The sequence below is a fragment of the Sphingomonas pituitosa NBRC 102491 genome (assembly GCF_001598435.1).
Lineage (GTDB): Bacteria > Pseudomonadota > Alphaproteobacteria > Sphingomonadales > Sphingomonadaceae > Sphingomonas > Sphingomonas pituitosa.
Map to the genome: position 1 here is coordinate 49,283 of NZ_BCYY01000002.1, position 23,574 is coordinate 72,856.

General features: G+C 68.5%; 26 protein-coding genes and 1 pseudogene. 15 read left to right on the top strand and 12 right to left on the bottom strand.

Annotation, left to right across the window (positions count from 1 at the left end):
* Positions 1 to 8: 8 nt before the first annotated feature.
* The 5 genes from cobN to cobJ are packed head-to-tail and all read left to right on the top strand — an operon-like array spanning position 9 to position 6,514.
* Positions 9 to 3,287, top strand: coding sequence for a cobaltochelatase subunit CobN (cobN, locus tag SPI01S_RS02785; protein WP_066717841.1), 3,279 nt, complete (start codon positions 9 to 11; stop codon positions 3,285 to 3,287).
* A complete protein-coding gene (locus SPI01S_RS02790) occupies positions 3,284 to 4,408 on the top strand; it encodes a ferredoxin-like domain-containing protein (RefSeq protein ID WP_066717843.1) in 1,125 nt (374 codons plus the stop codon). The genes cobN and SPI01S_RS02790 overlap by 4 nt, the downstream gene beginning before the upstream one ends.
* Positions 4,408 to 5,037, top strand: coding sequence for a precorrin-8X methylmutase (locus tag SPI01S_RS02795; protein WP_066717846.1), 630 nt, complete (start codon positions 4,408 to 4,410; stop codon positions 5,035 to 5,037). The genes SPI01S_RS02790 and SPI01S_RS02795 overlap by 1 nt, the downstream gene beginning before the upstream one ends.
* Complete coding sequence (gene cobI, locus SPI01S_RS02800) at positions 5,034 to 5,759, top strand: precorrin-2 C(20)-methyltransferase (RefSeq protein ID WP_066717849.1); 726 nt, start codon at positions 5,034 to 5,036, stop codon at positions 5,757 to 5,759. The genes SPI01S_RS02795 and cobI overlap by 4 nt, the downstream gene beginning before the upstream one ends.
* Positions 5,756 to 6,514 carry a precorrin-3B C(17)-methyltransferase gene (gene cobJ, locus SPI01S_RS02805; protein WP_066717852.1) on the top strand — a complete coding sequence of 253 codons (759 nt, stop codon included), beginning with the start codon at positions 5,756 to 5,758 and terminating at the stop codon, positions 6,512 to 6,514. The genes cobI and cobJ overlap by 4 nt, the downstream gene beginning before the upstream one ends.
* On the opposite strand, the gene SPI01S_RS02810 is transcribed toward cobJ, so the two are convergent.
* Entirely contained in the window at positions 6,481 to 7,239 is a 759-nt protein-coding gene (locus SPI01S_RS02810) for a cobalt-precorrin-6A reductase (protein WP_066717855.1), read from the bottom strand. The two genes, cobJ and SPI01S_RS02810, sit on opposite strands and share 34 nt — an antisense overlap.
* Between SPI01S_RS02810 and SPI01S_RS02815 the strand changes: the two genes are divergently transcribed.
* From SPI01S_RS02815 to SPI01S_RS02850, 8 genes are read left to right on the top strand one after another with little or no spacing between them, the layout of a single operon-like run.
* The gene (locus tag SPI01S_RS02815; RefSeq protein WP_066717858.1) at positions 7,238 to 8,434 is read left to right on the top strand and encodes a bifunctional cobalt-precorrin-7 (C(5))-methyltransferase/cobalt-precorrin-6B (C(15))-methyltransferase; all 1,197 of its coding nucleotides are present in this window, start codon (positions 7,238 to 7,240) and stop codon (positions 8,432 to 8,434) included. The two genes, SPI01S_RS02810 and SPI01S_RS02815, sit on opposite strands and share 2 nt — an antisense overlap.
* Complete coding sequence (locus SPI01S_RS02820; RefSeq protein ID WP_066717861.1) at positions 8,431 to 8,778, top strand: cobalamin biosynthesis protein; 348 nt, start codon at positions 8,431 to 8,433, stop codon at positions 8,776 to 8,778. The genes SPI01S_RS02815 and SPI01S_RS02820 overlap by 4 nt, the downstream gene beginning before the upstream one ends.
* Positions 8,775 to 9,560 (top strand): precorrin-4 C(11)-methyltransferase, encoded by a 786-nt coding sequence (gene cobM, locus SPI01S_RS02825; protein WP_066717864.1) that lies wholly within the window; start codon positions 8,775 to 8,777, stop codon positions 9,558 to 9,560. Before SPI01S_RS02820 ends, cobM begins: the two co-directional genes overlap by 4 nt.
* On the top strand, positions 9,557 to 10,876 hold the full coding sequence (locus SPI01S_RS02830) for a cobyrinic acid a,c-diamide synthase CobB (protein WP_066717867.1): 1,320 nt from the start codon (positions 9,557 to 9,559) through the stop codon (positions 10,874 to 10,876). Before cobM ends, SPI01S_RS02830 begins: the two co-directional genes overlap by 4 nt.
* Complete coding sequence (gene cobF, locus SPI01S_RS02835; protein WP_066717869.1) at positions 10,873 to 11,610, top strand: precorrin-6A synthase (deacetylating); 738 nt, start codon at positions 10,873 to 10,875, stop codon at positions 11,608 to 11,610. Before SPI01S_RS02830 ends, cobF begins: the two co-directional genes overlap by 4 nt.
* Complete coding sequence (gene cobO, locus SPI01S_RS02840) at positions 11,607 to 12,209, top strand: cob(I)yrinic acid a,c-diamide adenosyltransferase (RefSeq protein ID WP_066717870.1); 603 nt, start codon at positions 11,607 to 11,609, stop codon at positions 12,207 to 12,209. Before cobF ends, cobO begins: the two co-directional genes overlap by 4 nt.
* The gene (bluB, locus tag SPI01S_RS02845) at positions 12,206 to 12,850 is read left to right on the top strand and encodes a 5,6-dimethylbenzimidazole synthase (protein WP_066717872.1); all 645 of its coding nucleotides are present in this window, start codon (positions 12,206 to 12,208) and stop codon (positions 12,848 to 12,850) included. Before cobO ends, bluB begins: the two co-directional genes overlap by 4 nt.
* 16 nt (positions 12,851 to 12,866) lie before the next feature.
* Positions 12,867 to 13,277, top strand: coding sequence for a DUF1636 domain-containing protein (locus tag SPI01S_RS02850; RefSeq protein ID WP_066717875.1), 411 nt, complete (start codon positions 12,867 to 12,869; stop codon positions 13,275 to 13,277).
* Positions 13,278 to 13,390: 113 nt separating this feature from the next.
* Here SPI01S_RS02850 and SPI01S_RS02855 read toward each other — a convergent pair whose 3' ends face one another.
* Both SPI01S_RS02855 and SPI01S_RS02860 read right to left on the bottom strand, forming a co-directional pair.
* Positions 13,391 to 14,140, bottom strand: a complete 750-nt coding sequence (locus tag SPI01S_RS02855; RefSeq protein WP_066717878.1) for an SDR family NAD(P)-dependent oxidoreductase — start codon at positions 14,138 to 14,140, stop codon at positions 13,391 to 13,393.
* 4 nt (positions 14,141 to 14,144) lie between these two features.
* Complete coding sequence (locus SPI01S_RS02860) at positions 14,145 to 14,513, bottom strand: DoxX family protein (RefSeq protein WP_218017571.1); 369 nt, start codon at positions 14,511 to 14,513, stop codon at positions 14,145 to 14,147.
* A gap of 219 nt (positions 14,514 to 14,732) precedes the next feature.
* Between SPI01S_RS02860 and SPI01S_RS02865 the strand changes: the two genes are divergently transcribed.
* On the top strand, positions 14,733 to 15,071 hold the full coding sequence (locus tag SPI01S_RS02865) for a winged helix-turn-helix transcriptional regulator (RefSeq protein ID WP_281179417.1): 339 nt from the start codon (positions 14,733 to 14,735) through the stop codon (positions 15,069 to 15,071).
* Positions 15,072 to 15,195: 124 nt separating this feature from the next.
* Here the strand turns inward: SPI01S_RS02865 and SPI01S_RS02870 are convergent, their stop codons facing one another.
* The 3 genes and pseudogenes from SPI01S_RS02870 to SPI01S_RS22095 all read right to left on the bottom strand — a co-directional run bounded on the left by SPI01S_RS02870 (position 15,196) and on the right by SPI01S_RS22095 (position 17,334).
* On the bottom strand, positions 15,196 to 15,516 hold the full coding sequence (locus tag SPI01S_RS02870; RefSeq protein ID WP_066717885.1) for a hypothetical protein: 321 nt from the start codon (positions 15,514 to 15,516) through the stop codon (positions 15,196 to 15,198).
* An 82-nt stretch (positions 15,517 to 15,598) separates the two neighbouring features.
* Positions 15,599 to 16,813: an ISNCY family transposase gene (locus SPI01S_RS02875; RefSeq protein ID WP_066717891.1), complete on the bottom strand. Its 1,215-nt coding sequence runs from the start codon at positions 16,811 to 16,813 to the stop codon at positions 15,599 to 15,601.
* A gap of 439 nt (positions 16,814 to 17,252) precedes the next feature.
* Positions 17,253 to 17,334, bottom strand: a pseudogene (locus tag SPI01S_RS22095).
* Positions 17,335 to 17,438: 104 nt separating this feature from the next.
* Here SPI01S_RS22095 and SPI01S_RS22575 point away from each other — a divergent pair.
* Positions 17,439 to 17,660: a hypothetical protein gene (locus SPI01S_RS22575; RefSeq protein WP_169804446.1), complete on the top strand. Its 222-nt coding sequence runs from the start codon at positions 17,439 to 17,441 to the stop codon at positions 17,658 to 17,660.
* 130 nt (positions 17,661 to 17,790) lie between these two features.
* On the opposite strand, the gene SPI01S_RS02880 is transcribed toward SPI01S_RS22575, so the two are convergent.
* From SPI01S_RS02880 to metG, 6 genes are all read right to left on the bottom strand, one after another.
* Positions 17,791 to 18,216, bottom strand: coding sequence for a hypothetical protein (locus tag SPI01S_RS02880; RefSeq protein WP_066717895.1), 426 nt, complete (start codon positions 18,214 to 18,216; stop codon positions 17,791 to 17,793).
* Between the two features lie 67 nt (positions 18,217 to 18,283).
* On the bottom strand, positions 18,284 to 19,690 hold the full coding sequence (locus tag SPI01S_RS02885; protein WP_066717898.1) for an ISNCY family transposase: 1,407 nt from the start codon (positions 19,688 to 19,690) through the stop codon (positions 18,284 to 18,286).
* Between the two features lie 188 nt (positions 19,691 to 19,878).
* Positions 19,879 to 20,493 carry a retropepsin-like aspartic protease family protein gene (locus SPI01S_RS02890; protein ID WP_066717901.1) on the bottom strand — a complete coding sequence of 205 codons (615 nt, stop codon included), beginning with the start codon at positions 20,491 to 20,493 and terminating at the stop codon, positions 19,879 to 19,881.
* Positions 20,490 to 21,260 (bottom strand): MBL fold metallo-hydrolase, encoded by a 771-nt coding sequence (locus SPI01S_RS02895; RefSeq protein ID WP_066718878.1) that lies wholly within the window; start codon positions 21,258 to 21,260, stop codon positions 20,490 to 20,492. The genes SPI01S_RS02890 and SPI01S_RS02895 overlap by 4 nt, the downstream gene beginning before the upstream one ends.
* Before the next feature lie 25 nt (positions 21,261 to 21,285).
* A complete protein-coding gene (locus tag SPI01S_RS02900) occupies positions 21,286 to 22,065 on the bottom strand; it encodes a TatD family hydrolase (protein ID WP_066717908.1) in 780 nt (259 codons plus the stop codon).
* A complete protein-coding gene (metG, locus tag SPI01S_RS02905; protein WP_066717917.1) occupies positions 22,062 to 23,567 on the bottom strand; it encodes a methionine--tRNA ligase in 1,506 nt (501 codons plus the stop codon). Before metG ends, SPI01S_RS02900 begins: the two co-directional genes overlap by 4 nt.
* Between the last annotated feature and the right edge of the window lie 7 nt (positions 23,568 to 23,574).

Genomic DNA, 23,574 nt, shown 5'->3' on the forward strand with positions numbered 1-23,574 from the left:
GGCGGGCGATGCACGTCCTTTTCCGCGAGACGCACGGGCTGGAGGAGAACGCCGCGCCCCAGGATCTCGGGCAGGCGCCCGCGGACCTGGTGGTGCTGTCCTTCTCCGACAGCGATCTCGGTGCGTTCGCGGCTGCCTGGCGTGCAGGGCAGGGGAAACGCCCCTCGCTGCGATTGGCGAACCTGGCGGCGCTGATGCACCCGCTTTCGGTCGATACCTATGTCGAGCGGACACTCTCGGGCGCGAAGGCCATCCTGATCCGCCTGATCGGCGGCATGCCCTATTGGAGCTATGGGCTCCAGCAGGTCGAGGCGCTGGCGCGCGAACGCGGCATCGCGCTGGCGGTGCTATCGGCGGACGGTCGCCGCGACGAACGGCTGGAGGCCGCGTCGACGGTCCCCGGCTCCGTGCTGCGCGAGCTGGCGCTACTGTGCGACGCGGGCGGGGCCGAAGCGGCGCAGGCGGCGCTGGGGGTCTTGGCCGAGGCAGCGGACCTGCCTTCGGCTGCGCGCGCGCCCTACACGCCGTTGCCGGCATTCGGCTTCTGGCATCCGGCGCTCGGCGCTTACCGGCCCGACAATCTCCAGCCCCGCGAAAGCGCGCTGCGGGTGCCCCAAGGCTGCCCGTGGCAACGTGCGGACAAGCCGCTGGTGCTGATCGTCTTCTATCACTCCTATCTTGCGGCCAGCGACGTCCAGCCCTTCGAGGCGCTGCACCACGCCTTCGAGGCGCGCGGCTTCGATACGCTGTCGGTCTTCGTGCCGTCGCTCAAGGCGCCCGATGCGCGCGCGCAGGTCGAGCAGTGGGTGCGCGATCTCGCACCCGCCGCCATTGTCAACGCCACTGCCTTTTCCGCCCGCGACGAACAGGGGCGATCCCCGCTCGACGCGGCGGGCGTGCCGGTGTTCCAGCTGGCGCTCGCCACCGCTCCCCGTGAGGCATGGGCGGGCTCGGATCGCGGTTTGTCGCCCGCCGATCTGGCAATGCACGTCGTGTTGCCGGAGATCGATGGCCGCATCTTCGCCGGCGTCGCCAGCTTCAAGCGGGCCGAGGCACGTGACGCCGATCTCGGCTTCGCCCGCACCATCCACCGGGCCGAACCCGAGCGGATCGCCGCCATCGTCGAGCGCGTAGCCCGCTGGATCGCCCTTGCCGTGAAGCCCGCCGCGGAACGCCGCGTTGCGCTCTTGCTCTCCACCTATCCCGGCAAGACCTATCAGCTTGCCCATGCCGTGGGTCTCGACGCGCTCGCCTCCGCCGAGGCCATCGCGGCCGATCTGGGCGAGGCTGTGGCGGGACTGGCGACGCGCTTGCAGTCCGAGACGCTGGACTGGCCCCTGCGCGACTATGCGCAAGCGCTTGCCCGTCTGCAGGAACCGCTTCGCGCCGCTCTGGTCGATGCCTGGGGCGCCCCGGAGGCGGACCCCGCCGTCATCGACGGGGCCTTCCGCTTTCCGGCACTGCGCGCCGGCAGGATGCTCGTCGCGCTTCAACCCGAGCGCGGCGACACGGGCACCCGCGAGGACAGCTATCATGACGTCACGCGCGTGCCCCGTCATGCCTATGTGGCCTTCTATCTGTGGCTGCAGACGCAGGGGATCGACGCGCTGGTCCATGTCGGCGCGCACGGGACGCTGGAATGGCTGCCGGGCAAGGCCGTGGCGCTGTCGGACGGCTGCTGGCCCGAGGCGCTGACCGGCAGCCTGCCGATCCTCTATCCGTTCATCGTCAACGATCCCGGCGAGGCGGCGCAGGCGAAGCGGCGTACCGGCGCGGTGACGATCGGCCATCTGCCACCGCCGCTGAAGACCGCCGGCACGGGCGCGGGCCTGGCGCGGATCGAGGCGCTGCTTGACGAATTCTCCAACGCGGTCGGGCTCGATCCCGCGCGGCGCGACCGGCTGCAGGCCGCCATCCGGGACGAGGCCCGCGCTGCAGGCGTGGAGGCCGAGCTTGGCCTCGACACCGCCATGAGCGCCGCCGAGGCGATCACCCGTATCGACCGGTTCGTCTGCGACGTGAAGGAGGGCCAGTTCGGAGACGGGCTGCATGTGTTCGGCCGCGGCGCCTGCGGTTCGGCGGAGCGGGACGGGCTGCTGACGGGGCTGGCGGGCAGGCGCGTCGCCGCGGGACCGGCGGGGTCGCCCCATCGGGGACGGACCGACGTGATGCCCACCGGCCGCAATCTCTACGCGATCGATCCGCGCGCGGTGCCGAGCCGCGCCGCGCATCTGCAGGGCATCGTGCTCGCCGACGAGCTGATCCGGCGGCACCTCCAGGACCATGGCGATTATCCGCGCGGGCTGGTGGTGGACCTTTGGGGCTCCGCGACCATGCGCACGGCGGGCGAGGAGTTCGCGATGGCGCTGCACCTGCTGGGCGCCGCGCCCGTCTGGGACCCCGCCTCGGAGCGGGTCACCGGCGTGGAGATCCTGCCGCTCGCCATGCTGGACCGGCCGCGCATCGACGTGACGCTCCGCGTGTCGGGCCTGTTCCGCGATGCCTTCCCGACACTGCCGCAGCTGTTCGGCCAGGCGGTGCGCGCACTCGCAGGCCGCGAGGAGGCGGCGGAATGGAACCCGTTCGTCGGCCGCGACGCTGCCCCGCGCGTCTATGGCCCCAGGCCGGGCAGCTATGGTCTCGGGATGGGCGAAGCGGCCGACACCTATACCGACGAGGCCCGTCGCCGCGCGGGCGAGGCCTGGCTGGCGGCTTCGGATCACGCCTTTGACGGGCAGGAACCGCAGGCGGATGCAGACGGCATTCGCGCGCGGGTCGCGGCTGCGGATGTGTTTGTTCACCTCCAGGACCTGCCCGAAACCGACCTGCTGCTCGCCGCCGATTACCCGGCGCACGAAGCCGGGTTCGCAGCCGCCAAGGCGCTGGGCGGCGGACGTGCCGCGCTGTACCATCTGGATGCGCGGGACGTGACCAGGCCGGTCGCCCGCCCGCTGACCGAGGAGATCGCCCGCGTCGTGCGCGCGCGCGCCGCCCATCCGGGCTGGATCGCGGGCATGTGCCGCCATGGCTTCCGTGGTGCCGCGGAGATCGCCGCGACGCTCGATCATCTCGGTGCTTTCGCCCATCTGGCGGGCGCGGTGCCGCCGCAGCTGTTCGACCTCTATCACGATGCCACGCTTGGCGATGCGACGGTGCGCGACTTCCTGGCGCGCGAGAACCCGGCGGCGCTGGCGGCGATGGAGGCCCGCTTCGCGGCCTTGCACGCCGCGGGCCTGTGGCAGACGCGCCGCAATTCGATCCTCGCTGGCCTGGGAGGCGCTGCATGAGCGGCTTCGCGGTACGCGGCTGGTGCCCCGATGCGTGGCGGCCGATGGCGGCCGGCGACGGGTTGCTGGTACGGGTGAAGCCGCGTCTGGCGCGGCTCACGCAACGGCAGCTGCACGGCCTGTGCGAGGTATCGCTCGCGCATGGCAACGGGCTGATCGATCTTACCAACCGGGGCAATCTGCAGCTGCGCGGCGTTTCGGATGCTGCCTGGCCGCTGCTGATCGAACGGTTGATCGCGCTCGATCTCGTCGATGTCGATCCGGATATGGAGCAGCGCCGGACCTTCCTGGTCGCGCCCGACTGGCGCGTGGGCGACGACACGCACCGCATCACCGGCGACCTGCTCGCGAGGCTCGATGCCGTGCCGGCGCTGCCGGGCAAGATCGGCTTCGTGATCGATGCCGGCCCGGAGCCGCTGCTGCGCGACGCGCCGGGGGATTTCCGCATCGAGCGCAGCGGGGAGGGGGCGCTGATCCTGCGGCTGGATGGAAGGACCGCCGGAACGGAGCTGTCGTTCGGAGACGAGGCGAGCGCGCTCGTCCGGCTGGCGCGCTGGTTCGTCGAAAGCGGCGGGCTCACGGCCGGGCGAGCAGCACGGCACGATGCAGCGCTGCCCGACTGGGCGCCTGCCCAGCTGCCGCCCGCAGCCGGAGGGGCGCCGCTGCGACCGGGGCCGCACGCGCTCGGCGCAGTGCTCGGCGTCGCCTTCGGGCAACTCGATGCGCGGCAGTTGCTCGGCGGCGGGATGGACAATCTTTCGCCGGTGCGGGTCACGCCCTGGCGCATGCTGCTGATCGAAGGCGCCGCGCCCGTCGATCTCGCGCTGATCACCGATCCGGCAGACCCGCTGCTGCGCGCCGATGCCTGTGTTGGCGCGCCGGCATGCCCGCAAGCCACCGTCGAGACGCGCACCCTCGCGGCCCGCCTCGCCCCGCTTGTCACGGGGCGGCTGCACGTCTCCGGCTGCGCCAAGGGATGCGCCTGTGCCCGCGTCGCCGATGTGGTGGTGACCGGACGCGAAGGGTTGCTCGATCTCGCCTTTGCCGCGCGCGCCGGGGGAACGCCCGCGCATGCCGCGCACACGCCCGACGCCCTGCTTTCCCTCTTCGGAACCACCTGATGCCCCATTGCTACGAAACCGATGGCGCCGCCATCTATCGCCAGTCCTTCGCGACGATCCGTGCGGAAGCCGATCTCGCGCGCTTCTCACCCGAGGAGGAGCCCGTGGCGGTGCGGATGATCCACGCGGCGGGGATGGTGGAACTGGCGCCGTACATCCGATTCTCGCCGGGCTTCGTGGTCGCGGCGCGCGCCGCGCTGGCAGGCGGTGCGCCGATCCTGTGCGATGCGCGGATGGTTTCGGAGGGGATCACCCGGCCGCGCCTGCCTGCCGACAACACCGTGCGCTGCACGCTCCACGATCCACAGGTGCCGGAACTGGCCCGCGCGATGGCGAACACCCGTTCCGCCGCGGCGCTGGAGCTGTGGCGGCCGCATCTGGCCGGGGCAGTGGTGGCGATCGGCAACGCGCCGACGGCACTGTTCCACCTGCTCAACATGCTGGAGGACCCGGCCTGTCCGCGTCCGGCGGCGATCATCGGCTGTCCGGTCGGGTTTGTCGGCGCGGTGGAATCCAAGGCGGCGCTGTGGACGGCGGCCCCGGTGCCCTGCTGCATCGTCGAGGGGCGGCTGGGCGGCAGCGCGATCACCGTTGCCGCGGTCAACGCACTGGCAAGCCGGGCCGAATGAGCGCCGGGACCATTCACGGCGTCGGGCTCGGGCCGGGCGCGCCGGACCTGCTGAGCGTCCGCGCCGACCGGCTGGTGCGCGGGGCCCGTCACGTCGCCTATTTCCGCAAGGCCGGACGGCCAGGCCAGGCGCGGCGGATCGCCGACGGCATGCTGCGCGCCGACGCGATCGAGCTGCCGATGGAGTATCCGGTCACCACCGAAATCCCGCTGACCGATCCGCGCTACAACGCTATCCTCTCCGCCTTTTACGCCCAATGCACCGATCGGCTGCTCGCGCTCGCGCAGGCGGGCGAGGATGTGGTGGTGCTGTGCGAGGGCGACCCGTTTTTCTACGGCTCGTTCATGCACCTGCACACCCGTCTCTCGGGTCGCGTGCCGGTGGCGGTGGTGCCGGGGATCACCGGCATGGCGGGCGCTTGGAACGCCACCGGGCAGCCGATCACCTGGGGTGACGACGTGCTGACCATCGCGATGGCGACGCTGCCCGAGGAGGAACTGGTCCGCCGCATCCGCGATACCGACGCGCTGGTGGTGATGAAGATCGGCCGTAACCTGGCCAAGCTGCGCCGCGCCGTGGCGGCGGCTGGGCGCGAAGACGAGGCCTGGCTGGTCGAGCACGCCGCCATGCCCGAGCAGCGCGTGACCCCGCTCGCCGAGGCGACACACGTCACCCCCTATTTCTCGATCCTGCTGATCCACGGCCGGGGGCGTCGTCCATGAGCGGCTGGCTCGCCGTTGCCGGGCTAGGGCCGGGGGACGCGGCGCTGGTGACGCCCGAGGTCACCGAGGCGCTGGCGCAGGCGACGGACGTGATCGGCTACATCCCCTATGTGGCGCGGGTGGCGCCTCGGGAGGGACTGGTGCTGCACGCCTCCGACAATCGCGTCGAACTCGATCGCGCCGCACTGGCGCTCGGTCTTGCCGCCGAGGGCCGCCGGGTGGTGGTGGTCTCCTCCGGGGACCCGGGCGTGTTTGCGATGGCGTCGGCAGTGTTCGAGGCGCTGGAGGCGGGCCCCGAAGCCTGGCGCGCCATCGACATCCGCGTGCTGCCGGGAATCACCGCCATGCTCGCCGCGAGCGCACGCGCGGGGGCCCCGCTCGGCCATGATTTCTGTACGATCAACCTCTCGGACAATCTGAAGCCCTGGAGCCTGATCGAAAAGCGGCTGCGACTGGCTGTCGAGGCCGATTTCGCGATGGCCTTCTACAATCCGCGTTCCAAGGCGCGGCCGCACGGCTTTGCGCGCGTCCTTGATCTCCTGCGCGCGCTGTGTGGAGCCGATCGTCCCATCCTGTTCGCCCGCGCCGTCTCGACCCCGGAGGAGGCGCTGCACGTCGTGCCGCTGGGCGAGGCGAGGCCCGAAATGGCCGACATGCGGACGATGGTGATCCTCGGCTCCAGCACCACCCGCCGTATCGAACGTCCGGCGGGGCCGATCCTCTACACGCCGCGCTTCGCCGGAGAGGGCGCATGATCGAGCCAGGCCAGCACCGCATGCGGATCGGTGACCTCGGCGCGCGGCGGCAGCGCTGGGCGCTCGATCATCACCACCGGGACGCCCAGCGCCCGGGCGGCGGCCAGCTTCGCCGCGGCACCGGTGCCGCCCGCATTCTTGCACACCACCAGATCGATGCCGTGCCCAACCATCAGCGCGCGGTCGCCTTCCACGGTGAAGGGGCCGCGGTCGACGATCAGATGGTGATCGGGCAGGGCGGGCGGCGCCACTGCGGCATCGACGAAGCGCAGCACATAATGGTGCTGCGGTGCGGCGGCGAATGCCGCGACATGCAGCCGGCCGAGCGCGAGCAGGATGCGCCGCGGCCGGCCCCCAAGTGCCGCGACCGCGCCCGCGATGTCCGGGACATGGGTCCATCGGTCACCCGCCGCAGGCAGCCAGGCGGGGCGGGTGAGCGCAAGCAGCGGCACGTCCGCGGCGCGGGCAGCCGCTACCGCGTTGGCGCTCATCGTCGCGGCAAAGGGATGGGTGGCATCGACCAGATGCGTCACCCGTTCGTCGCGCAGGTAGCGCGCCAGCCCGTTGACGCCGCCAAAGCCGCCGATGCGCATCGGGATCGGCTGCGCCCGCGGCTTTTCGGTACGTCCGGCATAGCTGAGCGTCGCAGCTACGCCGCGCTCGGCAAACAGCCGGGCCAGCGCGCTGGCTTCGGTGGTGCCGCCCAGCAGCAGGACGTTCGGCATGGCTGATCTTCCCTGGCTGACCATCGTCGGACTGAGCGAGGCTGGCGCGGAGGACCTCTCCTGCGCTGCCCGGCAGGCGCTGGAGACGGCCGAACTGGTGCTCGGCGCCGCCCGCCACCTTTCGCTGCTGCCGGGGCTTAGGTGCGAAGTGCGGGAATGGCCAGTGCCCTTTGCCGACGGCGTGCCGCTGCTGCTGGCCGAGCGCGGGCGACGCGTGGTGATGCTCGCCTCGGGCGATCCCTTCTGGTTCGGCGCGGGCACCAGCGTCACGCGGCATCTGGCCCGCGACGAATGGATTGCGCATCCGGCGCCCTCCAGCTTTGCGCTGGCCGCCGCGCGGCTGGGCTGGGCGGTGCAGGATGTCGATTGCCTGGGCTTGCACGCCGCGCCCTTCGCGCGGCTGCGTCCGCACCTTGCACCCGCGCGGCGCCTGCTGGTGCTGGTGCGCGACGGGAGCGCCGTGACCGAACTGGCGGGATATCTGTCGGAGCAGGGCTTCGGGGCCTCGACGCTGCACGTGCTGGAGGCGCTGGGCGGCACCCGCGAGCGGGTGCGGGCAACGCAGGCTGCCGCGTTCGCCCTGGACGACGTCGCGCATCCGGTGGCGATCGGGATCGACGTGGCGGGCGCAGGCGCGGTGCTGCCGATCGCCGCAGGGCGACCCGACAGCTGGTTCGATTCCGATGGCCAGCTCACCAAGCAGCCGGTGCGCGCGCTCACCCTGTCGGCCCTGGCGCCGCGACCGGGCGAACTGCTGTGGGACATCGGCGCCGGCTCCGGCTCGATCGGCATCGAATGGCTGCTGGCGCATGCCGCCAACCGGGCGATCGCGGTGGAAGCCGACGCCGTCCGTGCCCAACGCGCCCGCGCCAACGCAGCGCGGCTGGGCGTCGAGCGCCTGGACGTTCTGGAAGGCCGCGCACCCGGCGTCCTGCCCGAGGGCCGGGCCGATGCCGTGTTCATCGGCGGCGGCCTGTCGCAGGCGATGCTCGAGGCCCTGTGGGCGCGTCTGCCTGCAGGCACGCGGCTGGTGGCGAACGCGGTGACGCTCGAGTCCGAGGCGCTGCTCGCCCAGTGGAACGGCGCGGCAGGCGGCAGCCTGTTGCGCATCGAACTGGCTGACGCGGTGCCGCTCGGCACCCGCCATGGCTGGCGCGCCCGCTATCCGGTGGTCCAGTGGAGCGTCACGCGATGATCGTCGCAGGCTTTGGCTATCGCACCGGCACGACCGCCGCCTCGCTGCGATCGGCACTCGCCCTGGCGCAGACCGGCGTGCCGCCCGTAACCCATGTCGCCACGGCAGCGGACAAGCTGCCGCTGCTGGCCGCGCTCGGCCTCCCGATGATCGCGGTAGAGGACCTCGCAGCCGTGGCGACGCCCACCCGATCGCCTGCCAGCCTCGCCGCGCGCGGCACCGGCAGCGTCGCCGAGGCGGCCGCGCTGGTCGCCGCCGGCCCCGATGCGCGGCTGCTCGTCGCGCGACAGATCTCCCCCGATCGCATGGTGACCTGCGCCATCGCTGAAGGAACTTCCGAATGACCGTTCATTTCATCGGCGCCGGTCCCGGCGCACCCGACCTGCTGACGCTGCGCGGCCGCGACCTGATCGCGGCGAGCCCGGTGTGCCTCTATGCCGGCTCGCTGATCCCGGAGGCGATCCTCGCGCATTGTCCGCCGGGCGCGCGGATCGTGAACACCGCGCCGATGGACCTGGACGCGATCCTGGCGGAGATCGTTGCCGCGCATGCTGCCGGCAACGACGTTGCCCGGCTGCACTCGGGCGATCTTTCGGTATGGTCGGCGATGGGCGAGCAACTGCGCCGGCTGCGCGCGCTGGGCATTCCGTTCACCGTCACACCGGGCGTCCCGTCCTTCGCCGCCGCCGCCGCCGCGCTCGAGGCGGAGCTGACCCTGCCCGAGCTGGGCCAGTCGCTGGTCCTCACCCGCACGCCGGGGCGCGCCAGCCGCATGCCCGAGCGCGAGAGCCTGACCAACTTTGCCGCGACTGGCGCGACGCTGGCGATCCACCTGTCGATCCACAATCTGGCGACGCTGGTCGCCGATCTGCTGCCCGCCTACGGCGCGGACTGTCCCGTCGCCGTCGTGTGGCGGGCGAGCTGGCCCGACCAGCGCATCGTTCGGGCGACGCTGGCGACGATCGAAGGCGCGGTGGCCGGTAGCATGGAGCGGACCGCGCTGATCCTGGTCGGGCCGGTGCTGGCGGCGGAGGACTTTGCCGAGAGCAGCCTCTATGCCGCCGGCTACGACCGCCGCTTCCGGCCGCAGGACGCGTCCTCGCCGTTCGCCGGGCGCAGCGAATGAGCCCGCCCGGCCTGATCGTCGCGGCGCCGGCCTCCGGCACCGGCAAGACCACGGTGATGCTGGGCCTGCTCCGCGCGCTGCGGGACGAGGGCATCGCTGTGGCGCCGTTCAAGAACGGCCCCGATTATATCGACCCCGCCTTTCACCGCGCCGCCTCCGGACGGCCCTCCCGCAACCTCGATAGCTGGGCGATGGACGGGGCGCTGCTCGACGCGCTGGTCGGAGAGGCGCGGGGAGCCGATCTGGTCCTGGCCGAGGGATCGATGGGCCTGTTCGACGGCGTGGCCCAGCGCGGCGCAAGCGGCACCGGGGCAACCGCCGATCTCGCCCGACGCTATGGCTGGCCGGTGATCCTGGTGGTCGACGTGTCCGGGCAGGCGCAGTCGGCCGCGGCGACGGCGCTGGGCTTTGCGGGGCTGGATCCGGACGTGCCGTTCGCCGGCGTGATCCTCAACCGCGTCGCCAGTCCCCGCCACGAGCGGCTGGTCCGCACCGGCATGGACGCCGCCGGCATTCGCGTGCTCGGCGCCCTCCCGCGGCGTGCGGATCTCGTCCTGCCGGAGCGGCACCTGGGGTTGGTGCAGGCGGTGGAACATCCCGACCTCGACCGCGTGATCGGCGACTATGCCGATTTCCTGCGCGAGCATGTCGATCTCGCCGCAGTGCGCGCGGCAGCGCAGGCGTCGGCGCAGATGGGCGCGGGGGAGGCGGGGGCCGGCGGCCCGCCGCCGCCCGCACAGCGGATCGCTATCGCCCAGGATGCGGCTTTTTCCTTCCTCTACCCGCATCTGCTCGAGGGCTGGTTGCGCGCGGGGGCGGAGATCCTGCCCTTTTCGCCGCTCGCCGACGAAGCGCCGGCGAGGCATGCCGACCTCGTCTGGCTACCGGGCGGCTATCCGGAGCTGCATGCCGGCACGATCGCGGCAGCCGGGCGCTTCCTCGGCGGCCTGCGCGCCCATGCCGAGACGCGGCCGGTCCACGGCGAATGCGGCGGCTATATGGTGCTGGGCGAGGCGCTGGTCGACAAGGCCGGCGAAACGCACCGCATGGCGGGGCTGCTCGGCCTCGTCACCAGCCATGCGCAGCGCCGGATGCATCTCGGCTATCGCCAGGCGATACTCCACGCACCCGTCGCGGGCCTGCCGGCGGGGGCCCGGCTGACCGGCCACGAATTCCATTACGCCACGATCGTTTCGCAAACCGATGCGCCGCTGGCCGACGTGCGCGATGCGGACGGCAACCTCGTTCCGGAAACCGGGTCGGTGCGCGGGCGGGCGACCGGCAGCTTCTTCCACCTGATCGCGGCGGCGGCATGATCACCCTCCAGCTGATCGGCATCGGAACCGGCAATCCGGCGCACCTGACGGGGGAAGCGGTCGCTGCCCTCAACGCCGCCGACCTGATCCTCGTGCCGCGCAAGGAAAACGCGCCCGATCTCGCCGATCTGCGCCGATCGATCTGCGCGGCGGTGCTCACCCGCCCCGTGTCGATCGCGGAATTCGACATGCCGGTGCGGGCAGGGGAGGACTATATCCAGGCGGTCCATGATTGGCACGACGCGATCGCCGCCGCCTGGACCGCCGCCTTCCACGCGCATCTGCCCTGCGGCGGCACGGCCGCGCTGCTCGTCTGGGGCGATCCGTCGCTCTACGACAGCACGCTGCGGATCGCGGCGCGGCTCGCCGGTGCCGCCGTGCGGGTCGTGCCCGGCATCACCAGCATCCAGGCGCTCACCGCCGCACACGCCATTCCGCTCAATCCGCTGGCCGGTGCCGTCACCATTACCACCGGCCGCATGGTGCGCAGCCATGGCTGGCCGCCGGGCGCCGATACGCTGGTCGTGATGCTCGACGGCGGCTGCGCCTTCCAGACCCTCGATCCACAGGGCATCCGCATCTGGTGGGGCGCCTATCTGGGCATGGAGCAGCAGGCGCTCGACCACGGCCCCCTCGCGGAGGCTGGGCCGAGGATCGTTGCGGCCCGCCCCGCACTGCGCGCGCGCCATGGCTGGATCATGGACGTCTATCTGCTTCGAAAGGAACCCCTATGACCCGCGACGACGCCGCGCATGCCGAGAAGATGCGCAAGATCCAGGCCGCGCGCGCCATGATGATGGAGAGCAAGACCGAGGAAAAGGGCCTGCTGATCGTCCATACCGGCAAGGGCAAGGGCAAGAGCAGCGCCGCGATGGGCATGGTCGTCCGCGCGATCGGCCACGGCATGAAGGTGGGCGTGGTCCAGTTCATCAAGGGCGCGATGATGACGGGCGAGAAGGCGGTGTTCGATGCCTTTCCCCGGCAGGTGGAGTTCAAGCCGATGGGGGAGGGGTTCACCTGGGACACGCAGGATCGCGCCCGCGACATCGCCGTGACCCGCACCGCATGGCAGGAAGTGCAGCGGATGATCGCCGATCCTTCCTATGACATGGTGCTCGCCGACGAACTGAACATCGCGCTGCGCTATGACTATCTGCCGCTCGACGAGGTGCTGGCGACGCTCGCCGCGCGTCCGCCGATGAAGCATGTCATCGTCACGGGCCGCAACGCCCCCGATGCGCTGATCGAGGCGGCGGACCTCGTCACCGAAATGACGCAGGTGAAGCATCCGTTCCGCTCCGGCGTGAAGGCGCAGCGGGGGATCGAGTTCTGAGCGGACCGCCCATCTTCGACGCGGCCTTTCTTGAACGCTTCGACACGCTGCTGCGCTGGCGCCGCGACGTGCGCCATTTCGCCGCGACCCCGATCGCCGAGCGCGACCTGCAGACCTTGCTCGAAGCGGCGGCTCTCGCGCCGTCGGTCGGCAATGCGCAGCCCTGGCGGTTCGTGCGCGTGCGGACGCCCGCGGTGCGTGCGGGGCTCGCGGCCCATGTCGATGCCGAGAACGCCCGGGCGGCCGGCGGCTTCGCGGACGAGGCGCGGCGGGAGGCCTATCGTGCCCTGAAGCTCCACGGGCTGCGCGAGGCGCCCGAGATGCTCGCCGTCTTCTGCGACGAACGCCCCGCCGCCGGCCACGGCCTGGGCATCGCCACCATGCCGGAGATGCTGCGCTATTCCTGCGTCACGGCGATCCACACGCTGTGGCTCGCCGCGCGCGCCCGCGGCATCGGGGTCGGCTGGGTATCGATCCTCGATCCCGCTGCCGTCGGCACCCTGCTGGACGTGCCGCAGGACTGGACGCTGATCGCCTTGCTCTGCCTCGGCTATCCCGCGGCGCCTTCCGAAACCCCCGAGCTCGAACGTCGCGGCTGGCAGGCGCGTGAGCCGCTCGCCGACCGGCTGTTCGAACGCTGATCCCCAGGAGAAATCAATGCTTACTTCCGTAGAAGACGGCCCCGCGATCGTCGTGTGCAACACCTGCCGCTTCAGCACCGAGACGCGAGAGGATGCGCAGGGCCGCCGCGGCGGTGCATTGCTGGCGGATGCGCTGACCACTGCTCGCGACGCCGACCCGCGTTATGCCGGCATCGCGATCCAGCAGATGCCGTGCCTGTTCGCCTGCAACGATCACTGTACCGTGCACCTGCGGGCGCCGGACAAGGTAGGCTATGTCCTGGGGCGCTTCACGCCCGACGCCGAGGCGGCCGGCGCGATCCTCGACTATGCAGCACATTATGCGGCGAGCGAGCATGGCCGGGTGCCGTTCGCGCAATGGCCGAAGGGCGTGAAGGGACATTTCATCGTCCGCGTGCCCCCGGCGGGCCAGGTCGTCGAAAGCTGAGGGCTGACACGCGCGCGGCTGTCGGTCGCGCGATCCACCGATGGTCGCAGCGCGCGCGACGGCAGCATCGACCGCGAGAGCGGACGGGCAGCTCGCGCCCCACTTGCGGACATTCAGCGTGCACTGTCGATCATCATCCCGCCATCGGGCGAGAGGCTGTAGCCGGTCAGGAACTGCGCATCGCGACTGGCGAGGAACAGGACAACGGGAGCGATGTCCTCCTCCGGCGATCCCAGCCGCGCGAGCGGGGTGTTGGGAGCGGGCACCCCCGCCTCGGTCATTTCGTCATAGGTCGCCGCCACTGGCAAAACGTTGTTCACCGTGACACCGTACGGCCCCCATTCACGCGCGGCGACTCGAGTCAGTGCCCGGATCGCTTCCTTGGCCATTGCGTAAGGCCCGTAGGGTACCATCCCGTGGACGCCGGCCACCGAAGCGAAATTGATGATCCGGCCCTCGCGGTTTGCCTTGAGGTGCGGGAAACAGGCCTGCATCATGCGCAGGTGGGCGATCGGCCCGGTGTCGAAATTGCGCTGCAACTGCTCGACCGACAGCTCGATGATCGGTGAACTGACAACCGAGGGATCGAAGGCGTTGTTCACGAGGATGTCGATACGACCATAGGCAACGATCACCTGGGCGACCGCAGCCTCGATCTGCTGCGGATCGCTCACATCGCAAGTTACACCAATCGCTTCACCGCCAGCGTGCTCGATGTCCGAGACGACGGTCGCGACGCTATCGGCGGTGCGCGCGAGCACCGCAACCTTCGCACCTTCGGCGGCAAACAGCTTGGCGGTCGCGCGACCGATACCACGGCTGGCGCCGGTGACGATCGCGACCTTTCCTTCGAGACGGGGCATGAACTTATCCTTTCGCGTGCGCGGCCGAGGCCGGGGAATAGGGGGAGATGCCGTCGCGCACGGCGTTCTGCGTCATGAAAGAGGCAGCGAGGAGCGCGAGACCGACGATGGCAGGGATTGCACCTTGAGGTTTGCGCACGCCAAGATGCGCCATCGCCGAGAGCAGCAAGTGGAAGAACATGCCGGCGTAGGCGAGGTCGCTGAGCGGCAAGCTGACGCGCGACAGGATCGCTGCTGGAGCCAGCAATTTCACCACGACCAGAAACTGTACGAGGTGCGGGACCTGATAGCCGAGATCGGCCTGCGCCTGGCGGGCGAAGGCGGGCTTCGCCACATACAGCGCCGCTGACGACAGGTAGAGCAGCGACAGCAAGGCTGTGCTAATCCAATAGACGTACGTCGAAGACATGATCTTTCCTTCTGCGCTGCCTCGGGCCGCTGTGTTCCCAGACGTCGCAATGCCCGAGGCGGGCATTCTCAGCGATACCGGGAACGTGTAGGAAGATGTCGTGCTGGACGATTCGCCGCAAGTAGGATGAATTATTGACAGCTAGTATGGAAAACCCGACTAATGACTGATGGCGACTTCACGATGCAGGACGAGATGCGGCGCGCCTTCGCCTTGCTTTCGGGCAAATGGAAGCTCGAGATAATGTGGCTGCTGCATCAGCGGATCCACCGCTTTGGCGAGCTGCGGAAAGCAATTCCGGGGATCACCCAGCACATGCTCACGGCGCAGCTGCGCGAACTGGAGGCCGATGGGCTGATCTCGCGCACCGTCTATGCCGAGGTGCCGCCGCGGGTCGAATATGAGATGACGGCGAAGGCGCGCGGGCTTGGGCCGACGATGGAAGCCCTCGCCGCGTGGTGGGCAGAATACGGAGCCTCAATTCCGACCAGAGCGACAGCTCGCGGCCGAAAGCCTGCATAAAGCAGACGGTCCGCTCTCCACCACCTTCGGCCGTTCATCCGATCGGCCGCGCCGAAAGCCGCCACTCCAGTGAATTGAGGAAGCTTGCTCCAGCAGATGACCGAAGGTGGTGGGGAACGGACGTTCACCGCCGATGCATGGAAACCACCGCGACGGAAGTTAGTAAGCTGACCGGCAAGGCAACGATCGTCATACCGAGCACTCCAACCAAAAGCATGCCAGCTGCATCTGGCGAGTTTTCGGTGCTCATCAACACGAACGCTAAGAATCCCAAGGCGAAGACGACAGCGGGGAGCGCCAATGCCGAAGTGATGGCGACGGCGGCACTACTGGCGTTAGGTCGCGCGCGTCGCGTAGAAATCGTTATGGCAGCAGTAAGAGTGGCGATCACTGCAACGAAGCCTAACAAGAAAGGTATGTCCCCGCTGTTCGCAAACCCCGACATGCAACCTCCAAGTATAAGGTTTAGCGGTAGCCGACCAGGCGAACCTACACAATTGGGGCGCGAGCGGATAGATGGGCTTCCATCAGCTACCGGTTCCGACGCCCCCAGGAGAGCAGGAAGCCCCGGCGGGTCGAATCCGCTTGAGCTTCGGCGTGCATAGCGTTCTGCGGTCGATTTTCGGTTCCGCAGGGGTAGGGGCCGCGAACACGCCTACCGACGTCGAACTGCGTACCGGCTCGCTGTTGTTCCGCTTGCGGTGGTGCGGCCTCGCCGCCTGCAACGCCTGCGCCATAGCGAGGGCCGCGCCGAGACGCTTGTTCTCGACGATCTCGGCCTGGTTCACCCGCTGCATCTTGTCGTAGACGCGGTAGGGCAGGACCACTTCGCCGTGCCGCACCTCGATGCGGCCGTCGGGAAACTCGCAGACATGGACGCGCTTGCGGGCCAAAGTCCGCGCGAGTGGCGTCGGCTCCAGGATGAACATCGCCTTGTTGTAGTGCAGCGCCAGGGCGCCGGTGACGGAGCGCTCGACGCGCCAGACCAGCTCGGCCTGGACATTCTCGTGTGGCGCCAGCGGGCGATGCGCGTCCTGCGGATCCGCCGGCACGCAGGCGAAGCGCGCATTGTGCTGGGCGAGGTAGGAGGGGAGGAAGCGATTGGCCTGCGCGATGCTGGAGACACCCTCGAGCCGCATCGCCTTCACCAGCCTGTCCTGCAGCGTGCTGTTGGCGCGCTCGACCCGGCCCTTGGCCTGCGGCGAGTTGGCGCAGATGATCTCGATGTCGAGCGCATCCAGGGCGCGCCCCAGATGCGTCATGCCGTCGCTATCGGCCGAAGCGCGGTTGTTGCGGAACACGCTGTGCTTGTCCGAATAGAAGGCAATCGGCTTGCCGTGCCGCTCCAGATAAGTGCGGGTGGCCTGCATGTAAGAGAGGGCGGTCTCAGACTCGGCCATCTCCAGGTGCATCAGCTCACTGGTGGCATCGTCGATATAGACCAGCAGGCTGCAGCGTGGGCCGCGACCCTCGAACCAGTCATGGTCCGAGCCGTCGACCTGGATGAGTTCGCCGCGGCGCTCGCGCCGGTTGCGGGTCTGGTGGAGCCTGGCGCGCTTGGCAGCCTTGGCCTTCCACAGGCCGGCGCCGATCATCAGCTGCCGCAGCGTCTCGTGCGAGAGCGTGCTGCGCTCCAGCCTCAGCAGCTGCATGGCCTCAGCGGGCCGAAGCTCGCCGCGGTCGAGCCGCATCAAGGTGTCGAACCGGGAGATCTCGGCATCGCTCATTGCCATCACCGCCATCACTGCACGCCCTCATTTTCGAGAGCGTCCATGGACACGATCGGCTCAGCGGACGCACGCGTGTGCCATCTCTATTTTGCTGAGCTGTGCCATTTGTACGTTGCGCTTACAAACGGTCAGGGCAACTGTTGCCGCCAGTTAGAAAAGGCACATTCCGCCGCAAGATAGAAATGGCACAAACGCTGTCGGCAGCGGGGGCTGCGTGGAGCCCTCCTCATAGCGCAGCGCTGCCCCCGCTGATGCCCCAACCTCCCGGCTCCTGCCCCGGACCCGCTGCGCACGCAGTGGGCCCGGTCACACCGCCTCAACGATGCAGGTCGTGCTATCGGGTAGGGCGTCGACGGCAGCTTCGGCGGAGAAAGCGGCCTGTCCGTTCTCGCCCCAATTACGGTCGTTCCGACCGACCATGAGCGACCACCGAAACGGCCGTTGTGAGGTTGGCCAACGGCAAGGTTCGAACTTGCAATCTGCCGAGGCAGGGCGGTTGTAACCGGCGGGTCTACCAATTCCCCAACGCTGGCCGCGAGCGGCATATCGCCGGAATTCGACCAGTTCAATGAGCAGGCCGCTGCCGCCCCAGTAGCGGACATTGCGGCGGAGCTTTTGACACATTAATGCTCTCGATATGTGGTCGTTCGGCTCATCTTGGCGGCTGTTCCCGCGCTGGTTGAAAGCAGTGACGCTTTTGATTGGCCTTCCAGCATGGCTTGGCTTTGCGGCTATGATCGTGACTGGTTCGATCCTCGAACACCAGACCACGACGCTAACGCTCTTTGGTGCCGTCGTGTTTGTAGCCGTCTGCCAAACGACCTTCATGGCTCGGGCGGCTTGGCGGAACGATCTCTAACAAACGTCCGCTCCCCACCACTTTTGGACGTTCAGGCGAGCTGCCGTGCCAAAAGCCGCCATTCGCCGCTCGCCCAAGGAAACGTCCGCTTTTTGCTCGAACCCCCTCGGCGACGGCCGAGATTGGGTGGCTAGCTGCCGTGCGCCAAATCATCAGCGCTCCCGCCATGCGCGAGGAAGAGAAGCGACAGCAGACTGGCTCCAGCAATCGGCAACGGAGAGAACGGCATCAAAATGCCCAACCCGATGTTGGCTCCTCCACCTTCATACGGGCGGGTGATCACGTAGGCATAGCAGGCCCAGAACGCGAAGGTGAGGCTCAACGCCACGACCCAAGGCCGCCGCGCCCGAACTCCAAGCAAAGCCAACAAGATAAAAGGCGCGCTCGCGATTAAGATCTGCATCGGGCTGGCATCGTCCCAGAGCGAAAAAAGGGGAAACCCTGCCGTGATCGCGCAGATGGTGTTGCACGCCCCTACGACCGCAACTCCGATGATCGCCGCGGCGAAAAGGCCGGTGAACAATCGCTTCAAATACGTCTTTGAAAGGTCCGTCATGCGCCCAGCTTAGCGGCACGACGAGCGTCCGCAACTGGGCGGGAGCAGACCGGCAGCTTTTCCATCATCAGCGGACAGCCTGCTTTTCTTCGGCGGCGGTGTCCAGTTGACGCTTGACGCGGGGGAGGGGCGGTCTTCCCCGTCGCTTTGGTAGCTCGTTTCCCAATCGTCCCTCATCCAGCACCACCCGCGGCGCAGCGAAAACGCCCACCGACTGTGAGCTGCGAGCTGGCGCATTGTTGTTCCGCTGTCGGTGGTGCGGGTTGGCGCTTTGCAAGGCCTGCGCCATGGCCAGGGCCGCGCCAAGCCGCTTGTTTTCGACGATCTCGGCCTGGTTGACCCGCTGCATCTTGTCGTAGACGCGGTAGGGCAGGACCACTTCACCGTTCCGCACCTCAATGCGTCCATCGGGAAATTCGCATACGTGGACGCGCTTGCGGGCGAGCGTCCGCGCCAGCGGCGTCGGCTCCAGGATGAACATCGCCTTGTTGTAGTGGAGCGCCAGAGCGCCGGTGACGGAGCGCTCGACACGCCAGACCATCTCGGCTTCCACATTCTCGTGCGGGGCAAGCGGCCGATGCGCGTCCCGAGGATCCGCAGGTGGGCAGGCGAACTGAGCATTGTGGCGCAAGAGGTAAGAGGGGAGGAAGGAGTTGGCTTCCTCGATGGAGGAGATGCCTTCAAGCCGCATCGCTTTGACGAGGCGGTTCTGGAGCGTGCTGTTGGCCCGCTCGACCCGCCCCTTGGCCTGGGGCGAATTGGCGCAGATGATCTCCACGCCGAGCTTGTCGAGCGCGCGGCCGAGGTGTGACATGCCATCGCCGTCGGCCGTCGCGCGGTTGTCCCGGAAGGCGCTGTGCTTGTCCGAATAGAAGGCGATCGGCTTGCCGTGGCGCTCGAGATAGGTGCGTGTCGCCTGCAGGTAGGAGAGGGCGCTCTCGCTCTCCGCCATCTGCTCGCTCGTGGCATCGTCGATATAGACCAGCAGGCTGCAGCGCGGGCCGCGGCCCTCGAACCAGTCATGGTCCGAGCCGTCGACCTGGATGAGCTCGCCGCGGCGCTCGCGCCGGTTGCGGGTCTGGTGGAGCCTTGCGCGCTTGGCGGCCTTTGCCTTCCAGAGGCCGGCGCTGATCATCAGCTGCCGAAGCGTCTCGTGCGACAGCGTGATGCCGTGGCGCTCCGCGAGGTACTCGGCCGCCAGCGTCGGGCCGAAATCGGCATAGCGCTCGCGAACGACGCCGAGGATCTGCTCGCGGTGGGTCTCGCTCAACCGGCGGTTGCTCGGCCGACCGCGCTTCCGGGATATCAGGCCAGCAGCGCCGTCAGCGCGGAACCGGTCGAGCAGCCGGTACACCTGGCGCCGGCAAAGCCTGAGGAGCTCGCCAGCCTCGCTTGCGGTGATCTCGCCGCGCTCGATCCGCTGCAGCGTTTCGTACCGTGACAACTCGCTCCGGCTCATCGCGACCACCGTCATCAGCGTGCCCCCAATTACTCGGGCGGCATGCCACTCGGAAAGCGCCGACCAGAGATTGCGACATCTCTATCTGGCGGATGAGTGACATTTGTACGTTGCGCTTACAAACGGTCAGGGCAACTGAAAACGATAATATTGATTATGTAAAATATAAGCCAACCCGATGCTGTGCTCGATGACCCGGTGCCCTATTTCGTGGTCGTCGGCGCTTTGGGTTCCAGCACGAGCACATTGCCTTCGACCCGCCAGCTGTGCAGCCGCGACAGGAAGTTCATTCCCAGCACGTCGAGGTCGCCGAAATTTTGCGACACCACCACGCCGATGTCGCGCATCGTGAGCGGGCCCAGGGACACCGTGCCGATCCGCCCGCGCCGCGCAGCGACACTGCCGTTGGCCGTCTCGATGATCGCCGGCAAGCCATCGGCGGACTGGATATCGGCCTCCTTGGCGGTTCGCTCGGAAATCGCGGTGATCGTCGCGCCGCTGTCGATCAACATCCGGCGCTCCACGCCGTTCAGCGTCACGCGCGCCCAGAAATGCCCGTCAGGGCTCATCCGGATGCGCACGGTATCGCCCTCGACCCGCTGATCCTCGATCCCGAGCTTCGCGCTCAGCGACGACCAGGCTGCCGCCAGTTCATAGCGGTGGCCCACCGCGAGCACCACCAACAGCACGATGGCGGCCCAGCCGAGCAGCGTCCGCACGAACACCCCCAGGCCGATCCGGCGGACGGACAAGGCGCTGACCACCAGCACCAGCGCCCCGACGAGCCAGACCATGTTGACGCCGTCGAACCCGTTCACGCGTGCAGCTCCAGCCCGTCATAGCCCGGCTCGACGCCCGCCGGCAGCTCGGCGGACAGCGTAGCATAGTCCATGGAGTGATCCATATGAACCAGCGCGGAGCGGCCCGGCTTCAGATCCGCGATCCAGTCCAGCACGTCGCTCAGATGCGGGTGCGTCGGGTGCGGCGCACGGCGCAGGGCGTCGACCACCCACAGATCCAGGCCCGTGTACAGCGCGCGCATATCCGACGTCATTTCATGAAAATCAGTCGCATAGCCAATGACCTTGCCACCGCATTCGAACCGCAGTCCGGCAGAGGTGATACCGCCATGGGGCTGATCAACGACGCTTACGGCAATATCGCCGATTAGAAAGGCGTCCGACATCACCTCGAGCGCGACAACGGGCGGGTAATATTTTCCTCTGCCTTCAAATATATAGGGAAAGCGCTTGCCGAACTGTTCGAAGGTGAACGGCCGCGCCATGCCGCGCACGGGGGTGCCGCCCCGCGCGTGCATTAACTGGCGCAGATCGTCCATGCCGTGGCAATGATCGGCGTGATCATGCGTCCAGAGCACGGCGTCGACATCGGACAGGCGCGCGGCGATCAACTGCTCGCGCATGTCCGGGCTGGTATCGACCAGGATCGTCGTTGTGGCGCTGCGCACCAGCACCGAGGATCGGGTCCGCCGGTTGCGCGGCTCGGCCGGGTCGCAGGCGCCCCAGTCGGGGCCGATGCGGGGCACGCCCGAAGACGTGCCCGAGCCGAGAATGCGGATGCTCAGCACGAGCGTCTGCTCCCCTGCCCGGTCACGCCAGCGCCTTGGCGAACAGCGTGTGGAAGTTGGCGCGGGTCGCCGCCGCCAGCGCCTCGGGATCCTCGCCGCGGAGCTGGGCAAGGAAGCGGCACGTATCTGCAACGAAGGCAGGCTCGCCGGTCTTGCCCCGGTGCGGCACCGGCGCGAGGAACGGCGCGTCGGTCTCGATCAGCAGCCGGTCGAGCGGCAGCGCGGCGGCGGTTTCCTGCAGGTCCTTGGCGTTCTTGAACGTCACGATACCGGAAATCGATATGTAGAAGCCAAGTTCCAAGGCGATTTCGCCGAACGCGCGGCTGGCGGTGAAACAATGGATGACGCCGGGAAAGGCGCCCTTCCCCATTTCCTCGCGCAGGATCTCGGCGGTGTCCTCCTCGGCATCGCGGGTATGGACGATGATCGGCAGCTGCGTCTCGCGCGCGGCCGCCAGATGCGCGCGGAAGCTCGCCCGCTGGCGATCACGGTCGCTATGGTCGTAGTAATAATCGAGCCCACTCTCGCCAATGCCGACCACGCGGCGGTGCTGCGCGCGCTCGACCAGCTTGGCGGTGTCGACATGGGGGTGGGTATCCGCCTCGTGCGGATGGATCCCCACGCTCGCCCACACATCCGCTTCGCGCTCGGCCACGGCGATCACCTGATCCCACTCGTTCTCGCGCGTCGAGATGTTGAGCATCGCCACCACGCCGGCATCGCGGGCGCGCGCCAGAACTTCGGGTTGCTGCTCGCCGAGACCCTTGTAGATCAGGTGGCAATGGCTGTCGGCGAGCTTCATGCGTCCTCGGAAGCCTGGAGTTCAAGTCGCGGAAAGATGGGGGTTGGCGGGGCAATCTTGAAGTCCGCGTCGCCCTCGGGGCCCAGCTGGGCGAGCAGCTTCGCCGCCGAGGTCGGCACCACCGGCTCGATGGTCACGCCCAGGCGGCGGATCGCCTGGAGCAACGTGCCGAGCACCGCGTGCATCCGCTCGGGATCGGTCTTGCGCAGCGTCCAGGGCGCCTGCGCGTCGATATACTGGTTGCAGGCGAACACGCCGGCCATCCACGCCTCCAGCCCCTGGCTGAGCGCCAGATCCTGGAACGCGCGGGTGAAGGCGGCGCAGGCGGTTTCGACCTCGGTCAGCAGCACCGCATCGGCATCCTCCGCGCGACCGGCCTGCACCGCGCCCTCGCAATTCTTGGCGATGAAGCTCAGAGTCCGCTGCGCCAGATTGCCGAAGCTGTTCGACAGATCGGCGTTCGCACGCGTGACGATCGCCTCGTCGCTGAACGTGCCGTCCTGGCCGAAACTCACGTCGCGCAGCAGGAAATAGCGCAGCGCATCGACGCCGTAGGTCTCCGCCAGCGCCATCGGATCGACGACGTTGCCGACCGATTTCGACATCTTCTCGCCGCGGTTGAGCAGGAAGCCGTGGCCGAACACCTGCTTGGGCAGCGCGATGTCGGCGGACAACAGGAAAGCCGGCCAGTAGACGGTGTGGAAGCGGACGATGTCCTTGCCGATCAGGTGCAGATCGGCCGGCCAGTAGCGCGCCAGCCGCTCGGCATCGTCGGGAAAGCCCGCGCCGGTCAGATAGTTGGTCAGCGCGTCGACCCATACATACATCACATGTCCGGGTGACCCCGGCACCGGCACGCCCCAGTCGAAGCTGGTGCGGCTCACCGAGAGGTCGACCAGCCCGCCCTCGACGAAGCGCAGCACCTCGTTGCGGCGCGATTCCGGGCGGATGAAGTCCGGATTGGCGGCGTAGAAATCGAGCAGCGGCTGCTGGTACTTCGAAAGGCGGAAGAACCAGGTCTCCTCCTTGGTCCATTCCACCGGCGTGCCCTGGGGCGAGAGCTTCTGGCCCCCTTCCCCTTCCTGCAGTTCCTTCTCTTCGTAGAAGGCCTCGTCGCGGACCGAATACCAGCCCTCGTAGCGATCGAGATACAGGTCGCCCTTGGCCGCCATCCGCTCCCAGATCGCCTGGCTGGCGCGGTAATGATCGGGCTCCGAGGTGCGGATGAAACGATCGCACGAAATATCGAGTTTATCCGCCATAACGCGGAAATAGCTCGACATTTCATCGGCAAGCTCGCGCGCGGTCATGTCGCGGCCGCGGGCGGTCTGCACCATCTTGAGGCCATGCTCGTCGGTGCCGGTCTGGAAGAACACGTCGCGGCCCTGCTGGCGCTGGAAGCGCGCGATCGCGTCGGCGGCGATCATCTCATAGGCGTGGCCGATATGCGGCTTGCCGTTGGGATAGTGGATCGCGGTGGTGATATAAAAGGGGTCAGCCATGCCCGCC

What these genes read in the sequence shown, in the direction of transcription:
- cobN (WP_066717841.1), top strand. Translation starts at nt 9, where the DNA reads ATGCACGTCCTTTTCCGCGAGACGCACGGGCTGGAGGAGAACGCCGCG.
- SPI01S_RS02790 (WP_066717843.1), top strand. Translation starts at nt 3,284, where the DNA reads ATGAGCGGCTTCGCGGTACGCGGCTGGTGCCCCGATGCGTGGCGGCCG.
- SPI01S_RS02795 (WP_066717846.1), top strand. Translation starts at nt 4,408, where the DNA reads ATGCCCCATTGCTACGAAACCGATGGCGCCGCCATCTATCGCCAGTCC.
- cobI (WP_066717849.1), top strand. Translation starts at nt 5,034, where the DNA reads ATGAGCGCCGGGACCATTCACGGCGTCGGGCTCGGGCCGGGCGCGCCG.
- cobJ (WP_066717852.1), top strand. Translation starts at nt 5,756, where the DNA reads ATGAGCGGCTGGCTCGCCGTTGCCGGGCTAGGGCCGGGGGACGCGGCG.
- SPI01S_RS02815 (WP_066717858.1), top strand. Translation starts at nt 7,238, where the DNA reads ATGGCTGATCTTCCCTGGCTGACCATCGTCGGACTGAGCGAGGCTGGC.
- SPI01S_RS02810 (WP_066717855.1), bottom strand. Translation starts at nt 7,239, where the DNA reads ATGCCGAACGTCCTGCTGCTGGGCGGCACCACCGAAGCCAGCGCGCTG.
- SPI01S_RS02820 (WP_066717861.1), top strand. Translation starts at nt 8,431, where the DNA reads ATGATCGTCGCAGGCTTTGGCTATCGCACCGGCACGACCGCCGCCTCG.
- cobM (WP_066717864.1), top strand. Translation starts at nt 8,775, where the DNA reads ATGACCGTTCATTTCATCGGCGCCGGTCCCGGCGCACCCGACCTGCTG.
- SPI01S_RS02830 (WP_066717867.1), top strand. Translation starts at nt 9,557, where the DNA reads ATGAGCCCGCCCGGCCTGATCGTCGCGGCGCCGGCCTCCGGCACCGGC.
- cobF (WP_066717869.1), top strand. Translation starts at nt 10,873, where the DNA reads ATGATCACCCTCCAGCTGATCGGCATCGGAACCGGCAATCCGGCGCAC.
- cobO (WP_066717870.1), top strand. Translation starts at nt 11,607, where the DNA reads ATGACCCGCGACGACGCCGCGCATGCCGAGAAGATGCGCAAGATCCAG.
- SPI01S_RS02850 (WP_066717875.1), top strand. Translation starts at nt 12,867, where the DNA reads ATGCTTACTTCCGTAGAAGACGGCCCCGCGATCGTCGTGTGCAACACC.
- SPI01S_RS02855 (WP_066717878.1), bottom strand. Translation starts at nt 14,140, where the DNA reads ATGCCCCGTCTCGAAGGAAAGGTCGCGATCGTCACCGGCGCCAGCCGT.
- SPI01S_RS02865 (WP_281179417.1), top strand. Translation starts at nt 14,733, where the DNA reads ATGCAGGACGAGATGCGGCGCGCCTTCGCCTTGCTTTCGGGCAAATGG.
- SPI01S_RS02870 (WP_066717885.1), bottom strand. Translation starts at nt 15,516, where the DNA reads ATGTCGGGGTTTGCGAACAGCGGGGACATACCTTTCTTGTTAGGCTTC.
- SPI01S_RS02875 (WP_066717891.1), bottom strand. Translation starts at nt 16,813, where the DNA reads ATGGCGGTGATGGCAATGAGCGATGCCGAGATCTCCCGGTTCGACACC.
- SPI01S_RS22575 (WP_169804446.1), top strand. Translation starts at nt 17,439, where the DNA reads ATGTGGTCGTTCGGCTCATCTTGGCGGCTGTTCCCGCGCTGGTTGAAA.
- SPI01S_RS02880 (WP_066717895.1), bottom strand. Translation starts at nt 18,216, where the DNA reads ATGACGGACCTTTCAAAGACGTATTTGAAGCGATTGTTCACCGGCCTT.
- SPI01S_RS02885 (WP_066717898.1), bottom strand. Translation starts at nt 19,690, where the DNA reads ATGACGGTGGTCGCGATGAGCCGGAGCGAGTTGTCACGGTACGAAACG.
- SPI01S_RS02900 (WP_066717908.1), bottom strand. Translation starts at nt 22,065, where the DNA reads ATGAAGCTCGCCGACAGCCATTGCCACCTGATCTACAAGGGTCTCGGC.
- metG (WP_066717917.1), bottom strand. Translation starts at nt 23,567, where the DNA reads ATGGCTGACCCCTTTTATATCACCACCGCGATCCACTATCCCAACGGC.